The organism is Streptococcus sp. ELY_90 (genome assembly GCF_058314475.1).
Window position 1 is genome coordinate 46,006 of the sequence record NZ_JBZFUJ010000002.1, and the last position, 15,268, is coordinate 61,273.

Genomic DNA, 15,268 nt, shown 5'->3' on the forward strand with positions numbered 1-15,268 from the left:
CCAGAAGCTAAAACTTAAAAGGTCAGCTTCTGGATTTGACTGTTTATTTCGCTGTAGGGAGTGAAAAGCTCTAGTTCAGCCTCTCACCTGAAAATAAAGGAGCGAGAGGTACTGGTTGTGGAGTAGTTACGTGCAAATAAGTCTAACCTATTTCATTGTAGGGAATAACAACACATCACGGATAGTAGTGGTGTCAGTGAGGAGCATGACTAAGCGGTCGATACCGATACCCAGTCCTCCGGTTGGCGGCATGCCGTATTCAAGGGCTTCAATATAATCATAATCGATGCCTGTTGCTTCATCATCTCCCAGTTCCTTGGCGGCAGCCTGTGCTTTAAAGCGTTCCAACTGATCGATAGGATCATTCAGTTCGGTAAAGGCATTGCCGTATTCATGGCACATGATAAAGAGTTCGAAGCGATCGGTGAAGCGAGGATCATCTGCACTTTTTTTAGCCAGCGGCGAAACTTCTACCGGATGTCCATAGACAAATGTTGGCTGAATGAGTGTTTCTTCGACAAATTCTTCAAAGAAAGCGTTAATAATATGACCGACAGAAGTATAGTGTTTTTCAAGCGGAACATTTTTTTCCTTGGCTAAAGCTTGTGCCTCTTCTAAGGTCATTTCCTTCCAGAAGTCAATACCGGTTACTTCCTTGATTAAATCAACAATGTGAGCACGTTTAAAAGGTTCATTGATTCTGATTTCAGTGCCTTGATATTGAATAGGACCGTCTCCTTTGACAGCCTTGGCCACATGCTGGACGATGCCTTCTGTCAGATCCATAATATCTTCAAAATCAGCATAAGCTTGATAGACTTCAATGGATGTGAATTCAGGGTTGTGAGTCGCATCCATGCCTTCGTTGCGGAAGATACGGCCGATCTCATAGACCCGTTCCATACCGCCGACAATCAGCCGCTTCAGGTGCAGTTCGGTAGCAATCCGAAGGACCATATCCATGTCTTGGGCATTGTGATGTGTGGTAAATGGTTTAGCGGCAGCACCGCCGGCTTCATTATGGAGGACAGGTGTTTCCACTTCTAAGAAACCAAGTCCGTCAAGATAGCGGCGGATTTCTGAAATAATTTTTGAGCGTGTTACGAAACGTTCGAAACTGTCACGGTTGGAAATCAAATCAAGGTAACGCTTGCGATAGATGGTTTCCACATCTGTCAGACCGTGGAATTTTTCCGGCAGAGGTCTCAGGGATTTTGACAGATGCGTGATGTGAGTCGCCTTGATAGAAAGCTCACCCATATCTGTACGCATGACTTCTCCTTCAACACCTAAGAAGTCTCCGATATCAGCCTTTTTAAAAATCTGGTAGTTGTCATCGCCGACGGTATCTTTGCGCACATAAATTTGAATCTGTCCTTCACGGTCCTGCAGGTGGGCAAAACCAACCTTGCCTTTGCCACGTTTGGTCATGAGCCGGCCGGCAATAGTAGCCGTTTCATTAATGTCGTGCAGTTCTTCTTTTGATTTGTCAGCATATTTTTCTTTTAATTGGCCAGAAGTGGCAGTACGCTCAAAACGTTTGCCAAAGGGGTCGATTCCCTGTTCAGAAAGGGCAGCCATCTTTTCACGGCGGACAATCTGCTGGTCATTTAATTCTTCTGTATGTTGATTTGACATGTTTTCCTCCAAAAAGTCATTTATACCATTTTATCATAAAATAAGGACATGTGGCATATAAACTCTGGTAAAAATGTCTTGTCAGAGAGAAAAGAAACAAAAGTCCGATTTTGTTTGTGAAAAATTTTAAAATAAGTTGACAGCAGAGTATTATAAGGACTATAATAAAAGTAAATAAACTGTAACATAGTTGAAAACTAATGTTAATCAGTGCCAATTTTTTAATTTTAATATCATCAACGGTTAAAATGGCGATTGGCAGGCTTTTTGGGAGGATTATCAATGAAAAAGAAACAGCTTTTTGGCAGTGCTATGATGCTGGGTGCGCTTGTTTTGCCGATGCTTGTGCAGACAAAAGCAGCAGCAGGTGATTTTTATGCTGACCAGACTAACGCTCAGCGTGCTGACATTACCAACTGGGTTGCCAGTACTCCGGATCAAATCAGCAACAATATCTCATCTCAAAATATTAATTTAAACAGCCTCAATGGTGAACGCTATGTTATTCAGTGGGGCGATACCCTTTGGGGAATCTCTCAGGCAACTGGTATTTCTATCCAAAAACTTGCTTATGACAATAACATCGCTAACGTCGATTTGATTTATGCGGGGGATGTCCTCATTCTTAACCGTGACGGAAAAGTTCCTGTAACCTATACCTATGAGGGAACCGGACACTACTGTGCCCACACCTCAATCAATATTAATTTTTACAGCGATGATGACACTGTGGTTATTGTCAACAACACAGCTTACTATGAAGACAATCATATTGAGCACAATTATCCTGCTGCCGATGATGACAACGATGCCTCATCATCTGCCAATCAAATGGCTGACGAGAATGATGCAGATAGTTCTTCTAGCGATGACGAAGCTGACCAATCAATAGCCGACAGTAAAACGAAATCAAGTACTAGCAGTAAAAATAAGAGTAAAAAACGGAAGACTAAAGAAAATACCTTAGAAGAAAATGAATATCAGGATGCTGTTCAAGACGAAATTAACCAGCTTATCCTTAATAATGGGACTTCCGGACAGATTAGTTTTATCTCCCATGATTCGACAGATGCCAGTCAGACAGAAGATTTGGAAGAAGAAAGCTTGTACCAAAATCAAAACATTCAGGTAAAGAGCACTGCTCGGACCGAAAAAGCAGCTAAAGAAGCTGCTAAGGCTATCTATGACCAACTGCTAAATGATGGCTATCTGCAAAACTTGCTTGATGCACAAGCAGTTCAGCTGGATGTTACAGCAGCAGGTGAGAAAACGCTTAGCCTTGATCTGAGTATTTACAATAAGTCTGACGAAGAAGAAACAGAGCAAAGCGATGCTTCAGATGATAATGCGGTTGATACTCCAAATGAAGATACTGATACTGACAGCAACAACAGCAGTACTGACAGTGATGCCGCAGATATTCCGGACAGTAACGATGCAAATGAAGATTCAGACGCATCATATTCCTATGAGGAAGAAACGACTCAAGCTGTAACAGAAGCGGCTGATGACTCTTATAGTGACGTAGAATAGTGAGGGAAATAATGACTAAACGTAAGCTAATAACTGTTATCGCTGTAGCTCTTCTTGGTCTTCTCGTCATTGGCGGCGGATTTTATTACTATGCCAGCCACCATGTAGCAAAGATGATTCCAGGGCATGCCTATCAGTATTCAAGTGTTCTTAAAGGCGAAAAGAATGACCGGGTGATGTATGTTGTGTTTTCCGGTACTGGTGACAAGGCCATTGTTACTCGGAATAAAGCTGCTGCTTTAAAAGCTGTACAGAGCGACAGGCAGTTTGAAAAAGTCTATAAAGATCAGAGCACAAGCGCAGCCTGGAAATATAAGGCCAAAGGCAATAAAGTGACTTTAGGGAAAGTAGAAGACAATAAGCTGTCTCAATGGCAGTACAACAGCGTCTTAGCCTTTGGAAAGCATTTTAGCTCACGCAGTTTTACTTACCAGATTTCCGATGCCGGTCAAGGACAGGTAAAACAAAAGATGCGTTTTGAGCAAATTGATTAACAATCGTAAAGGCAGAGATCTATAGTCATCGTCCTGAATGCAGGACAGCTTAAGAGCTCAGTTCATCAGCTGATGAACTAAGCTCTTTTTTAATGGTCATAATGCAGCAAGAAACTCAGTTTGAAAGCAAACAAAAGAATAATATTTTTGACCAAGGGCCGTCTCAGTGGGAAAAGCTACCTTTGCATGCCGAGAAAGCAGGTGATAAAGATTTTGAAAAAACACTGAAAAAATAGTATAATTTTTTAGAATTAAGATTTAGAAAGACTTACTTATGATTAGTGCTATTGTTTTTGATGTTGATGACACTATTTATGACCAGCAGGCACCGTACCGCAGTGCTGTCGAAAACTGTTTTCCTGATTTTGACATGGCTCAGATCAATCAGGCTTATATTCGTTTTCGCCATTATTCCGACACCGGTTTTCCGCGGGTAATGGCCGGAGAATGGACAACCGAATATTTTCGTTTCTGGCGCTGTGAACAGACCCTATTGGAGTTTGGCTATCGGCAGATCAGTGAAGATGAGGGCAATCATTTTCAGGCTATTTACGAAAAAGAGCTCGATCAGATTACAATGCTGGATGAAATGCGTCTGACACTGGATTTTCTGAAAGAAAAAAATATTCCCATGGGCGTTATTACCAATGGTCCGACCGAGCATCAGCTGAAAAAGATAAAAAAATTAGGACTCTACGATTATGTTGCTCCTAAGCGGGTCTTGGTCAGCCAGGCGACAGGTTTTCAAAAACCGCAGAAAGAAATTTTTAATTTGGCTGCCGAGCAATTTGATATGGATCCGGATACGACGCTGTATGTGGGAGACTCTTATGACAATGATATCATTGGAGCTCATAACAGCGGCTGGCACTCCATGTGGTTTAATCATCGCGGCCGCCGCTTGAAGCCCGGAACAAAGCCTGTTTTTGATTTGCAGATTGACTCCTTTGAGCAGCTCTACGGAGCAGTGAAGGTCTTGTTTGATCTGCCCAGCCATAAATTTATTTTTGACACTAATGACCGTAGCAATCCTGTCTTACAGCTGGGAATTAATAACGGTCTTATGATGGCTGCCGAACGTTTACTGGAAAGCAATATCAGCATTGATAAGGTTGTTATTCTGCTTAGGCTGGATAAGAACCAAGAAAAAGTACTGCGCTTGAAATACGCTAAGTAAAAAGAGAGCCAATTAAAATCACGATTTTTGATTTTAATTGGCTCTCTTTTAGTGTACGTTGACTTCTTGAGGCATTTTTTCTTTATAGGAAACATCATTCCAAGTGATAAGGTCAAAATGTTCAAAATCTTTTGTTTCTAAAATAGTAATACTGGCATTATCCAGGCCGCCGTCGCGGCGAAACTGAGCAGGTTCATTGCCCAAGAGTGACTGGATAGCTGCTGTCAGTGTAGCGCCGTGGCCCACCAGTAAAATATTTTGAGCCGGCAGGTCTTTAAGCGACTTAACAAAGTTTGAGACGCGGTGCGTCACACGGTAAACAGATTCGGCGTCAAAGATGGAATGGTTGAACTGTGCCAGATTATGGCGGAAAGCTTTCATTTGTTTGGGATAGATGGAGCTGACTAAGCTGATTTTTTGGCCTTCCAGTCTGCCCAGATTCCATTCCCGCAGGGTTTTAGTATAGGTAATGTCTGTAGGATGAACATTTTCCCGAGTGATAATCTGGCTGGTCAGCTTCGCGCGTTTGAGATCACTGGAATATACCCTGTCAAATTTGATGTCTTTCAAATGTCGGCCTAAAAGCTCAAGTTCTTTAACAGAGCTCGTTAAAAGCGGTGAGTCTCCGCCGGCACCCTGAAAGCGGCCTTCTAAGTTCCACTCAGTTTTTCCATGTCTGATAAAATACAGTTTCACAATTCTTATATCTCCCAACTCTAATCAATAATTTCAACGCCAAAAGGAAAAAGACTGATGCCGGCCATCTTTACCGACTGTATGGCAAAAGGAATTCCGATAATGGTCAGGCAAAGTACAGCAGCACTGGCCAGATGCAGCAGAGCCAGCTCCCAGCCGGCCAGTAAAATCCAGATGATATTTCCTAAGAGGCTGGAGAAACGGTCTGAAAAGATGATTGTTTTGCCAAAGGGAAAAAGGCCGAAAGAGCCAATTTTAAAACACTGCAGTCCAAAAGGAATCCCGATAACAGTGATGCAAAGCAGCAGTCCTACTGCATACCAGGCAATAGCAGCCCAAAGTCCGGAGCAAAAGAACCAAACAATGTTTCCAAGTATACGCATGCTTACTCCTTAATATCAGCGAATTCAGCCTTGACAAACTGTGCTAAAATTTGGCTGTCGATGCGGATAGACCGGCCGATTTCACCAGCTGATACAATCATTTTTCCTTTGTCAAGCGCGATGCGGTCAATATAGATAGGGAAATGATGTTTTTGCCTGATGCCGACAGGATTGTTAGCACCGTGGACATAGCCGGTTGTTTTTTGCAATTCCTTTTGCGGAATCATACTGACTTTCTTGTTACCGGATACTTTAGCCAGCTTTTTTTCAGACAGGTGTTCTGTGATAGGGAGAATTCCGATAAGAGTTCCTGTTTTGTCACCTGTCAGAGCCAGCGTTTTAAAAATATCCTCTTTTTTGATGTCCTCTGGCAGCTTGCCTTCTAGGGCATTGAGTGCTAAACTGTCGTGCTCTATCTTGGCCTTATCCAAAATCTGATCCACCAGTGTTTTTTTCAGTTTATGCTTTTTGCTCATTTGTATTTTTCCTCAAGTTTGCTCATCCAAAGTCCCAAAGCAATACCGGCAGCAAAGCACAAAGCAGCTGCTAAGAAGGTCAGCCAGCTGCTGCCTGCATAGGAGATACTCTCCGTATTTCTTGGATTTGGAATGATGATTAGAAGCGTACTTGAAATGACAAGTCCCAAAATAAAGTGATAAACGCGGGAATGGTAGTGGGTCAAGGCGTAATCCATAAGCTTTGAAAAGAGCAGGACAGCTGCCATACCGCCGATGGCAATCGGCAGGAAAACTCCCAGTAAGTCGAGATTTTTAAAACCGGTCAGCATGGGTGAATACAGTCCCATAATTAAAAGAAGATTAGACGGACTGAGCCCCGGTACCAAGACACCAAGAGCAATCAGAACACCGGCAAGGACAAAGCTTGCGAAATTAGCCGGAATGGTACCGACTAAGTCATTTAAAAAGTAGAGCAGGAGACCGGAAATCAAAAAAGTTCCCAGAAGCCAGGCCCAGTCTGCTTTATCGCGCTTAGATTTTTGCGTGGATTCAGCGAACAGAGTCGGCAGGGTACCGACGATTGTTCCTGTAAAGGCCCAAAGGACAGGGACCTCATAATGTTCCAAAAGGTACTCTAAGGGTGCAGAAAAAAGCGCGATTCCCAGAATACCGCCGATTCCTACCGGAATGAAGAAGAGAACATTTTTGACAAAGTCTTTTGACAAGTGTGCTAAAAATGAAATAATACGCTCATACAGACCTAAAATAGAAGCTAAGACTCCGCCTGATACACCGGGCAGAATAAAGCCCAGGGCAATGATGATCCCTTTGATTAATCTTGTTATCCAAGAAAGCATGATTTCCTCCAAAATAAATAATATACTTTCCCATTATATCATTTTAAAGCTGATTATAGTAGGCTTGAATCAAATCTAAAAAGTTTTTTACGGAGTAATCGCTGGCAAAAAATTCTGCAGCAGCTGTGTTCCAGTAGTCATCTGGGTCTTGGTGGTCTGTTCCGCCCAAATAGCTGGATACCATCTGGTGCGTCCAGACAGTGCCTGAGGCATCTTTTTGTCCCAGCGTAACCGGCAGGTGATATTTTTTAAGCATGACAGCTGTATAATAAGCAGCATTGGCCAGCTGTTTGGCAAAATCTGACTGGCTGTGCTCGCGAATCATTTCAAACTGAAGATAATAAGGATTCCCTTTAGGACCGGCACCCTGAGCCATGTAGCGGTCATCGGCAATTTGAAGAATACTGTCTTTGTCAATAAAGCTGTGGACAAAAACACCGGCTGATTTATAATTTTTCTCCATATAAGAGACTTCACTCTGGATAGATGAACTATCGTTTCCGGTATCGTGAATAATAATGCCTTTGGGCTGGCCGGAGAAACTATAATAGGCTTTTTTATCAAACTGTGAATAGATAGCCTTGGTCATCTCTACATGAGGGTACTGTAAAGCGGCGATATATTGATTGATGGCATTGGTCTGCTGAATTTGAAGTTTTTTAGCATTGACATAGCAGGTGCGCCCCTTTAATTTTATTTTAGCCAGAGTGACTTGCCTGCCTTTTAAGCTGGTCAGAAAATAGCCTTCTACTTGTACAGTGGCATTTTGTTCCAATTTGTCTGCAGCCAGATCAAATAGATAAGGATAGAGAGCCGGTGAAGAGTCAGCTGCAACAATGGCTGTCTGCTTCGTTTCATAAGAGGCAGAGACATGAAAGCGATGCTGGTAAAGAAAAAGAGCAAGTCCCAAGACAACAAGCACAAATCCTGTGAGAATAAAGTATTTAAGCTGCTTTTTCTTTTTTTGCTGCCGTCTGCGCCGGCTTTTCTTTGACATATGTTTTTTGCTTTTTCGTTTTTTAGCCATACCATTATAATAGCATGATTGGCTTAAAAAACTGAAATAAAAAAGTAAGACATTTTGATCTTACTTGCTGTATCAGCCTATTAGGCTTCCAAATTGAAAAGAGGCGAAATTCTTCCGCCTCTTTGTGCTTTCAAAGGATATGAATTGGTTTAGTTCTTTGTTTTTGCCTTGGTCTTAGGCAAAAAGAATTGCGGCTGACCGGGCACCAGAACAAGCAGAACCAAAACAACTACCAAAAACGTAAACAATCCTGCACTGCCATTGACAGTAAAAGAATACCAAAAAGGAGACATTCCTTTTGGTGCGTAATTTCCCCAAAAGATAAATCCGGCGATGTAATGGCAGATATACCGGCTGAGAGTAGCTGCAAAAGCTCCCGTAATGGCATAAAACAGGGCCTTGGATTTATTTTCCTTCTTAAGAGCTGCTTGCAGGGGATGTTGCATAAAACCGGCAAAGCCCATGCAAAGAAAGGCAAGGATATATTCCAGAATGACCTGTGAAAGGCTTAGGTAGTAGACCTTTGCTAAAAGAAAATGCAGCAGTCCCCAGAGCAGGCCGGATAAAATCCCATATTTAGCTCCTCTTCTTAAGGCGAAGATGATGAGGGGAATAGCTCCGAAAGACGGCGTAAACCAACTGGCAAAATCAGGCAGGAGCGACAGGACCATGGCTAAAGCAGCAGCCAGAGCCGCTTCAACCAGAATGACTGAATTTTTGGACATAAAAAGACTCCTTTCATTCAAGGAGTTTGCATGTGTTAATTTCATCAATTAGTCACATCCCCACGCTAGTATTAACTAGATCAGGTCCATAGGATTTCGCCAAAGGCAATCTCAGCTAAGAAGCACTCCTTGTGATATTCTGTTACCTACATTATATGACGGAAGCTAAAAGCTGTCAAGCTTATTCATTCACCGGCCCGAATAATTTTTCATAGGTTGCTTTGGTGTCCTTGTTGACGGCAATTTGATTGAGGTCCAAGGTGTGTTTAAAGCCCTGCAGCTGACCTTGAGAAGTATATTGGTGCAGGTCATAGTTTAATTTGGTCTTTGGAACGGCTTCAAAATAGCCTGAGTCTGTGCCATAGGTCGGTATCCAGATAGCATCAAAGCCTTTGGTGGAAATGCTGTGCTCTTCCATGAAATAGGTGCCGATATAAATGCCGACATTTTCAGCACCGAGACGTTTCAGTTCATCACGGAAAGCCTTAACACCTTTATTCATGTCAGACATGGTTTTTTCTTCAACATCAAGCCAGTAGAAAGTCGGGTTGTAAGGCGAAGCGTTTTTGTAGAAAGTTTTAGCCTCAGACTTCATTTTCTTGACATTGGACCCGCGGACATAGGCGTAGACAGCTACAGGAATGCCTCGTTTTTGGAACTCTTCAATATGTGTCTTAAACGATTTGTCAACTCCGGAACTGTGAGCAGCATTGTTCTTTTTAGCAATGCCTGAGCCTCCCTGAACCCGGATAATGGCACCCGATATGTTACTGGACAGGGTGTCATAATCAATTTCGCTGGGCAGCTGCCAGCCGGAGATATCAATAATCGGATTAAGAGTAAAAGTGTCTCCATCTGAATTTGCTTTTGGTTTCTTTGCAGTCTGTTCAATTTCAGGAATTGATTTTTTAGCAGCAGCTAATTCTTTTTGCCGCGCACTTTCAGAACGAACATTGCCCAGAATGAGCAATAGTCCGAACAAACTGAAGAAAGCCAGAACAAAGACAGGCTTAATTCTTCTTCTCATCTTCCTTATTTTAACGTAAAGTTTGGAAAAAAGCAAAATAAGTCTGTTTAACAGCAGCACATATAGTCATTAGCTATAGCAAATCATAATATATTTATATTTTACAGCTATAGGAACAGATGATAAAATGAAAGATAATCATTTCTATCTATAATAAGGAGAAAAAGATGGCAAAAAAATATTTTGAACATGTTGGCAGCTTTTTACGTCCGGAAGCTCTGAAAAAAGCACGGGAAGAATTTGAAGCCGGGAAAATTTCCAAAGAAGAGCTGAGGGCTGTTGAAGACCGGCTGATCAAAGAATTGGTTGATAAGGAGATAGCAGTGGGCCTTGAAAAGGTAACTGATGGTGAATTCCGCAGAGCCTACTGGCATTTGGACTTTTTCTGGGGCTTTCAAGGAATTGATCATGTTCAGGCAGCAGAAGGCTATCATTTTCATGATGAAACAACCAAGGCTGACTCAGCTTTAATTGCCGGAAAGATAAGCGGAGAAAATCATCCTTTTGTTGCTGATTATAAGTTCTTATATGATCTCCTTGCTGACAAAGAGGGCGTTGAAGCCAAATATACTATTCCGGCTCCGGCACAGTTTTATTTTGAATTGATCCGCGATGCCGACCATGTTGCAAAATTAAATGCAGTCTATCCTGATTTTGCACAATTGCGGCAGGATATCAAAAAGGCCTACCTGACAGTGATAGAAGACCTGTATAAGGCTGGTCTGAGAACCCTTCAATTTGATGACTGTACCTGGGGAACTTTGGTTGATGAAGTCTTTTTAACAGCCTGGGGTGCTCCGCAGAATAAAAGTTCTAAACAAGTCAGAGATGAATTGGCAGACATTTTTCTGACCTTAAATAATGATGTCTACCAAAATGTTCCGGACGGTTTGCAGGTCAATACGCATGTCTGTCGAGGCAACTATCATTCAACATGGGCGTCATCAGGCGGATACGGTCCGGTCGCTCAGGAACTGTTTGGAGAAGAAGCCGCTAAAACTTACTTTTTAGAATTTGACAGTGAACGTGCAGGCGGTTTTGAACCGTTAGCGGAATTCAAAGATCCGGATAAGGTGGCTGTCCTTGGCTTGATTACGTCAAAGGATGCTAAACTTGAAGATAAAGAAGCTGTCATTGCCCGCCTTAAAGAGGCCAGCCAATATTTGCCGCTGGATCAGCTTTGGCTGTCCACTCAGTGCGGATTTGCCTCAACAGAAGAAGGAAATATCTTGACAGAGGAAGATCAATGGGCTAAATTAGAACTTGTAAAAGAAATTATTGATGACGTTTGGGGATAATATGCCGCTTCAAAAAATCAGCCGCATTGCGATTTTGTCGGCATTAGCGATTGTTTTGCGAATTGCTTTTGCCGGTCTGCCCAATATTCAGCCGATAACTGCCATCTTTTTAGTATGCGCAGTTTTTTACGGCTTTTGGGAAAGCTTTTTGATTATGTCTGTAACAATGCTGGTTACCAGTTTTCTGCTGGGCTTTGGCCCTTGGGTTTTAGGACAGGTTATTGGTTTTGGCAGCATCTTATTCTTATGGAAATTCATTTGTTATCCTCTGACGAAGTCTTTGCGGCTTGGCAGCATAAATCAGATAATTCTGCAGGCTGTTTTGGCAGGCCTGATGAGCGTTATCTACGGTATCGTTGTTGATACTTACTCAGCCTTACTGTTTGCAGCTCCGGTGTTTGCTTATATTTTGGCTGGTATGACGTTCAATCTGATGCATGCTGTGTCGACTGTGCTTTTCTATCCCATCATCTTATCCATTTTTAGGAGATTATTATCCAATGAAAAAACTATATGAATTTTTAGCCTTAACCGGAATCGTTCTCTTTCTAGCAGCTTGCAGCGACAGCGAAACCGGCAGTAAAAGTAAGACGTCTGAAGATTTTCAGGTCAGGCTGATTGTTAAGACCGGTTCTAACAAAACTGACGAAAAGGTTTCCTTTAATAAGGGAGATACGGTGATGGACGTGCTGAAAGCTAACTACAAAGTCAAAGAAAAGAGCGGCTTCATCACGGCTATTGACGGCTTGTCCCAGGATAAGAAGGCCGGACGTTACTGGATGTTTGATGTGAACAATAAATTAGCGTCTAAATCCGCTGATAAGATCAAGGTCAAAGACGGCGATAAGATTGAGTTTTACCAGAAAGTTTACAAAGACAAAAAGTGAAGCAGCTGTGTTTTCGCTATGAAAGCGCACCAATACTGGAGAATTTATTTACTTTTTTGTTAAAAATGATATGATAGAAACTATCAATGTAAAGAAGGGAATTGCATTTCGTGACAGTCAGTAAATTAGAGAGCAGAAATGATAAAGAGGCCATCGCCGAAGAAATCAGCATTCTTACTGAATTATTGGATGATGTTACCAAGAAAATGATCGGAAAGGATAGTTTTGATAAGATTACCCTCTTAAAAACATTATCTGCTGAAGGAAAGCATCAGGATTTAGAGCAAGCCATCAAGCAGCTCAATAATGACGAGATGGTTGTGGTTTCACGTTATTTTGCAATTTTGCCGCTTTTGATTAATATCTCTGAAGATGTTAATTTGGCTTATGAGGTCAATTATCAAAACAACAATGATATTGACTATCTTGGCAAGATATCGGCAACGATTGATCTGGTTTCTGAACAAGACAATGCTCAGGAAATTTTAGAAAATGTCAATGTCGTACCGGTTTTAACAGCCCATCCGACTCAGGTGCAGCGCAAGACCATGCTGGACTTGACCAATCGGATTCATGAGCTTTTGCGCAAGTACCGTGACACTAAGTCCGGTTCTATCAACAGGCAAAAATGGTACGATGACCTGCGCCGCTATGTTGAGCTGATTATGCAGACAGATATTATCCGTGAGAAAAAGCTCAAAGTTACCAATGAAATCACCAATGTCATGGAATACTACAATTCCTCTTTGATTAAGGCGGTTACTAAGTTCAGCAGTCAATACAAGCAGCTGGCTGAACAAAAAGGGATTGATCTGAATGGCGCAAAACCGATTACCATGGGAATGTGGATCGGCGGTGACCGTGACGGCAATCCGTATGTAACAGCTGAAACCTTAAAAATATCTGCTTTGGTTCAAAGTGAAGTCATTTTGAATTATTATATCAGCAAACTCTCAGACTTGTATCGGACCTTCTCTTTGTCTTCCAGTCTTTCTACAATCAGTGAGGCCGTCAAAGAGATGGCGGATCGTTCGGCAGATGTCTCCATTTATCGTGAAAAAGAACCTTACCGCAAAGCATTTTACTACATTCAGTCAAGACTGCAGGCAACCTTGGCTTATCTGAAAAAAGGAGATTTCTCAAAGGCTTCGCTTGATTTGGAATCTGCTGAAGAACAGCAAACTCAGCCTTATCAAACAGCTCGGGAATTTCAGAATGACTTAGAGCTCATCAGGGACTCTCTCTTGGAAAATAATGATTCTGCTTTGGTTAGCGGTGATTTGACCGAAGTGATTCAGGCAGTTGATGTGTTTGGATTCTTTTTGGCCTCTATCGACATGCGCCAGGACTCAAGTGTTCATGAAGCCTGTGTGGCGGAGCTATTGGCTTCGGCCAATATTGTGGATGACTACAGCAGTCTGCCTGAAGACGAGAAATGCCGGATCTTGCTCCGCCAGCTGTTGGAAGATCCGCGGATTCTTTCAGCAACCCATGTTGAAAAGTCGGAGCTTCTGCAAAAAGAGTTGGCTATCTTTAAAACAGCCAGACAGCTGAAAGATGCTCTGGGTGAGGATGTTATTAAGCAGCACATCATTTCGCATACCGAAAGTGTCTCTGATATGTTTGAGCTGGCAGTCATGCTTAAAGAAGTCGGTCTGGTTGACACCGAAAAAGCGCGTGTGCAGATTGTTCCTCTGTTTGAAACGATCGAAGACTTGGATAATTCGCGGGATATTATGAAGCAATATCTTGATTATGCCATTGTCAAAAAATGGATTGCTGCCAATAATGGCTACCAAGAAATTATGCTTGGCTATTCTGATTCCAACAAGGACGGCGGTTATCTGTCTTCGGGCTGGACCTTGTATAAGGCGCAGAATGAATTGACAGAGATTGGTCTGGATAAGGGTGTGAAAATCACCTTCTTCCATGGCCGCGGCGGAACAGTAGGGCGCGGCGGAGGTCCGTCTTATGAAGCGATTACGTCACAGCCTTTTGGTTCTATTAAAGATCGTATCCGCCTGACAGAACAGGGTGAAGTCATCGGCAATAAGTACGGCAACAAAGATGTCGCTTATTATAACTTGGAGATGCTGGTGTCAGCAACCCTGGATCGCATCGTGACAAGAAGAATTGTTGATGCTGAAAACTTGGTCGGCTACCGTCTGATTATGGACGAAGTTGTGGCAGACAGCAATGCGATTTACCGCGACCTTGTTTTTGGCAATGAGCATTTCTATGATTATTTCTTTGCAGCCAGTCCGATTCGGGAAGTTTCCAGTTTAAATATCGGATCACGTCCTGCAGCCCGTAAAACAATTACAGAGATCAGCGGTTTACGTGCCATTCCTTGGGTCTTCTCATGGTCGCAAAATCGGATTATGTTTCCCGGATGGTACGGTGTAGGCTCGGCTTTCAAACATTTCATTGATAAAGATGAAAAAAATCTAGCTACGCTGCAGGAAATGTATCAATCGTGGCCGTTCTTTCATTCTCTCTTGTCCAATGTCGACATGGTTCTGTCAAAATCAAATATGAACATCGCCTTTGAGTATGCCAAACTGTGTCAGGATGAAGAAACAAAAGAAGTCTTTAACACGATTTTGGATGAATGGCAGCTGACAAAGAATATTATTTTATCTATCGAAAATCATGAACATCTTTTGGAGGACAACAGTTACCTGCAAGCCAGTCTTGATTCCCGCCTGCCTTATTTCAATGTGCTCAACTATATTCAAATTGAACTAATTAAGCGTCAGCGCCGCGGTGAGCTGGGTGAAAATTTAGAAAATCTGATTCATATCACCATCAACGGTGTTGCGACCGGTCTGCGTAATTCCGGTTAATCAGCGCCCTGTAGCAGACAGTCAAAATTAAAATTTTACTGAAAATGAACCGCACCTCAAACGTTAGGCCTAAAAACGATTGGGGTGTTTTTTCTATGCAAGTAAGTGCCGGAGTAAAATTACTTTGATATCTGCTAATTTTTGTTTGGCTCTCTTCTTTGTTTTAAATCTAAAAGATGGTATAATGCTAATGTTAGATTTGTAAGATATTTTGAGGAAAAC

The 15,268-nt window shown here is 42.2% G+C and carries 15 protein-coding genes and 1 riboswitch; of the genes, 7 read left to right on the forward strand and 8 right to left on the reverse strand.

The window, feature by feature from the left end:
- Positions 1–147 precede the first annotated feature (147 nt).
- On the reverse strand, positions 148–1,638 hold the full coding sequence (gene lysS / locus AC4HAF_RS01850) for a lysine--tRNA ligase (protein WP_491096434.1): 1,491 nt from the start codon (positions 1,636–1,638) through the stop codon (positions 148–150).
- A gap of 282 nt (positions 1,639–1,920) precedes the next feature.
- On the opposite strand from lysS, the gene AC4HAF_RS01855 reads away from it, so the two are divergent.
- The 3 genes from AC4HAF_RS01855 (at position 1,921) to AC4HAF_RS01865 (ending at position 4,842) form a co-directional block, all read left to right on the forward strand.
- Entirely contained in the window at positions 1,921–3,171 is a 1,251-nt protein-coding gene (locus tag AC4HAF_RS01855) for a LysM peptidoglycan-binding domain-containing protein (RefSeq protein WP_491096435.1), read from the forward strand.
- Positions 3,172–3,182: 11 nt separating this feature from the next.
- Positions 3,183–3,665, forward strand: coding sequence for a hypothetical protein (locus AC4HAF_RS01860; RefSeq protein ID WP_491096436.1), 483 nt, complete (start codon positions 3,183–3,185; stop codon positions 3,663–3,665).
- Positions 3,666–3,939: 274 nt separating this feature from the next.
- On the forward strand, positions 3,940–4,842 hold the full coding sequence (locus AC4HAF_RS01865; protein ID WP_491090914.1) for an HAD family hydrolase: 903 nt from the start codon (positions 3,940–3,942) through the stop codon (positions 4,840–4,842).
- 48 nt (positions 4,843–4,890) lie between these two features.
- Here the strand turns inward: AC4HAF_RS01865 and AC4HAF_RS01870 are convergent, their stop codons facing one another.
- The 7 genes from AC4HAF_RS01870 to AC4HAF_RS01900 form a co-directional block, all read right to left on the reverse strand.
- Positions 4,891–5,538, reverse strand: coding sequence for a histidine phosphatase family protein (locus AC4HAF_RS01870; RefSeq protein ID WP_491096437.1), 648 nt, complete (start codon positions 5,536–5,538; stop codon positions 4,891–4,893).
- Between the two features lie 20 nt (positions 5,539–5,558).
- Positions 5,559–5,921: a YccF domain-containing protein gene (locus tag AC4HAF_RS01875; RefSeq protein WP_491096438.1), complete on the reverse strand. Its 363-nt coding sequence runs from the start codon at positions 5,919–5,921 to the stop codon at positions 5,559–5,561.
- A 2-nt stretch (positions 5,922–5,923) separates the two neighbouring features.
- On the reverse strand, positions 5,924–6,397 hold the full coding sequence (locus tag AC4HAF_RS01880; protein ID WP_491096439.1) for an aminoacyl-tRNA deacylase: 474 nt from the start codon (positions 6,395–6,397) through the stop codon (positions 5,924–5,926).
- Complete coding sequence (locus AC4HAF_RS01885) at positions 6,394–7,236, reverse strand: DUF368 domain-containing protein (RefSeq protein ID WP_491096440.1); 843 nt, start codon at positions 7,234–7,236, stop codon at positions 6,394–6,396. Before AC4HAF_RS01885 ends, AC4HAF_RS01880 begins: the two co-directional genes overlap by 4 nt.
- Before the next feature lie 43 nt (positions 7,237–7,279).
- Positions 7,280–8,263 (reverse strand): peptidoglycan recognition protein family protein, encoded by a 984-nt coding sequence (locus AC4HAF_RS01890; protein ID WP_491096441.1) that lies wholly within the window; start codon positions 8,261–8,263, stop codon positions 7,280–7,282.
- A gap of 149 nt (positions 8,264–8,412) precedes the next feature.
- Complete coding sequence (thiT, locus tag AC4HAF_RS01895) at positions 8,413–8,988, reverse strand: energy-coupled thiamine transporter ThiT (protein ID WP_491090907.1); 576 nt, start codon at positions 8,986–8,988, stop codon at positions 8,413–8,415.
- Between the two features lie 40 nt (positions 8,989–9,028).
- Positions 9,029–9,128, reverse strand: a riboswitch (TPP riboswitch).
- A 41-nt stretch (positions 9,129–9,169) separates the two neighbouring features.
- On the reverse strand, positions 9,170–10,015 hold the full coding sequence (locus AC4HAF_RS01900) for a glycoside hydrolase family 25 protein (protein ID WP_491090906.1): 846 nt from the start codon (positions 10,013–10,015) through the stop codon (positions 9,170–9,172).
- A gap of 167 nt (positions 10,016–10,182) precedes the next feature.
- On the opposite strand from AC4HAF_RS01900, the gene AC4HAF_RS01905 reads away from it, so the two are divergent.
- The 4 genes from AC4HAF_RS01905 to ppc all read left to right on the forward strand — a co-directional run bounded on the left by AC4HAF_RS01905 (position 10,183) and on the right by ppc (position 15,046).
- A complete protein-coding gene (locus AC4HAF_RS01905; protein WP_491096442.1) occupies positions 10,183–11,313 on the forward strand; it encodes a 5-methyltetrahydropteroyltriglutamate--homocysteine S-methyltransferase in 1,131 nt (376 codons plus the stop codon).
- Position 11,314: 1 nt separating this feature from the next.
- A complete protein-coding gene (locus tag AC4HAF_RS01910) occupies positions 11,315–11,830 on the forward strand; it encodes an ECF transporter S component (protein WP_491091119.1) in 516 nt (171 codons plus the stop codon).
- Entirely contained in the window at positions 11,814–12,200 is a 387-nt protein-coding gene (locus AC4HAF_RS01915) for a DUF4430 domain-containing protein (RefSeq protein WP_491090903.1), read from the forward strand. The genes AC4HAF_RS01910 and AC4HAF_RS01915 overlap by 17 nt, the downstream gene beginning before the upstream one ends.
- Positions 12,201–12,310: 110 nt before the next feature.
- On the forward strand, positions 12,311–15,046 hold the full coding sequence (ppc, locus tag AC4HAF_RS01920; RefSeq protein WP_491096443.1) for a phosphoenolpyruvate carboxylase: 2,736 nt from the start codon (positions 12,311–12,313) through the stop codon (positions 15,044–15,046).
- Positions 15,047–15,268 lie beyond the last annotated feature (222 nt).

Excerpts from the sequence above, each read along its gene's own strand:
- AC4HAF_RS01910 (WP_491091119.1), top strand. The coding sequence starts at position 11,315 with ATGCCGCTTCAAAAAATCAGCCGCATTGCGATTTTGTCGGCATTAGCG.
- thiT (WP_491090907.1), bottom strand. The coding sequence starts at position 8,988 with ATGTCCAAAAATTCAGTCATTCTGGTTGAAGCGGCTCTGGCTGCTGCT.
- AC4HAF_RS01900 (WP_491090906.1), bottom strand. The coding sequence starts at position 10,015 with ATGAGAAGAAGAATTAAGCCTGTCTTTGTTCTGGCTTTCTTCAGTTTG.
- AC4HAF_RS01860 (WP_491096436.1), top strand. The coding sequence starts at position 3,183 with ATGACTAAACGTAAGCTAATAACTGTTATCGCTGTAGCTCTTCTTGGT.
- AC4HAF_RS01855 (WP_491096435.1), top strand. The coding sequence starts at position 1,921 with ATGAAAAAGAAACAGCTTTTTGGCAGTGCTATGATGCTGGGTGCGCTT.
- AC4HAF_RS01915 (WP_491090903.1), top strand. The coding sequence starts at position 11,814 with ATGAAAAAACTATATGAATTTTTAGCCTTAACCGGAATCGTTCTCTTT.
- AC4HAF_RS01880 (WP_491096439.1), bottom strand. The coding sequence starts at position 6,397 with ATGAGCAAAAAGCATAAACTGAAAAAAACACTGGTGGATCAGATTTTG.
- lysS (WP_491096434.1), bottom strand. The coding sequence starts at position 1,638 with ATGTCAAATCAACATACAGAAGAATTAAATGACCAGCAGATTGTCCGC.
- AC4HAF_RS01890 (WP_491096441.1), bottom strand. The coding sequence starts at position 8,263 with ATGGCTAAAAAACGAAAAAGCAAAAAACATATGTCAAAGAAAAGCCGG.
- AC4HAF_RS01865 (WP_491090914.1), top strand. The coding sequence starts at position 3,940 with ATGATTAGTGCTATTGTTTTTGATGTTGATGACACTATTTATGACCAG.
- AC4HAF_RS01905 (WP_491096442.1), top strand. The coding sequence starts at position 10,183 with ATGGCAAAAAAATATTTTGAACATGTTGGCAGCTTTTTACGTCCGGAA.
- AC4HAF_RS01875 (WP_491096438.1), bottom strand. The coding sequence starts at position 5,921 with ATGCGTATACTTGGAAACATTGTTTGGTTCTTTTGCTCCGGACTTTGG.
- AC4HAF_RS01885 (WP_491096440.1), bottom strand. The coding sequence starts at position 7,236 with ATGCTTTCTTGGATAACAAGATTAATCAAAGGGATCATCATTGCCCTG.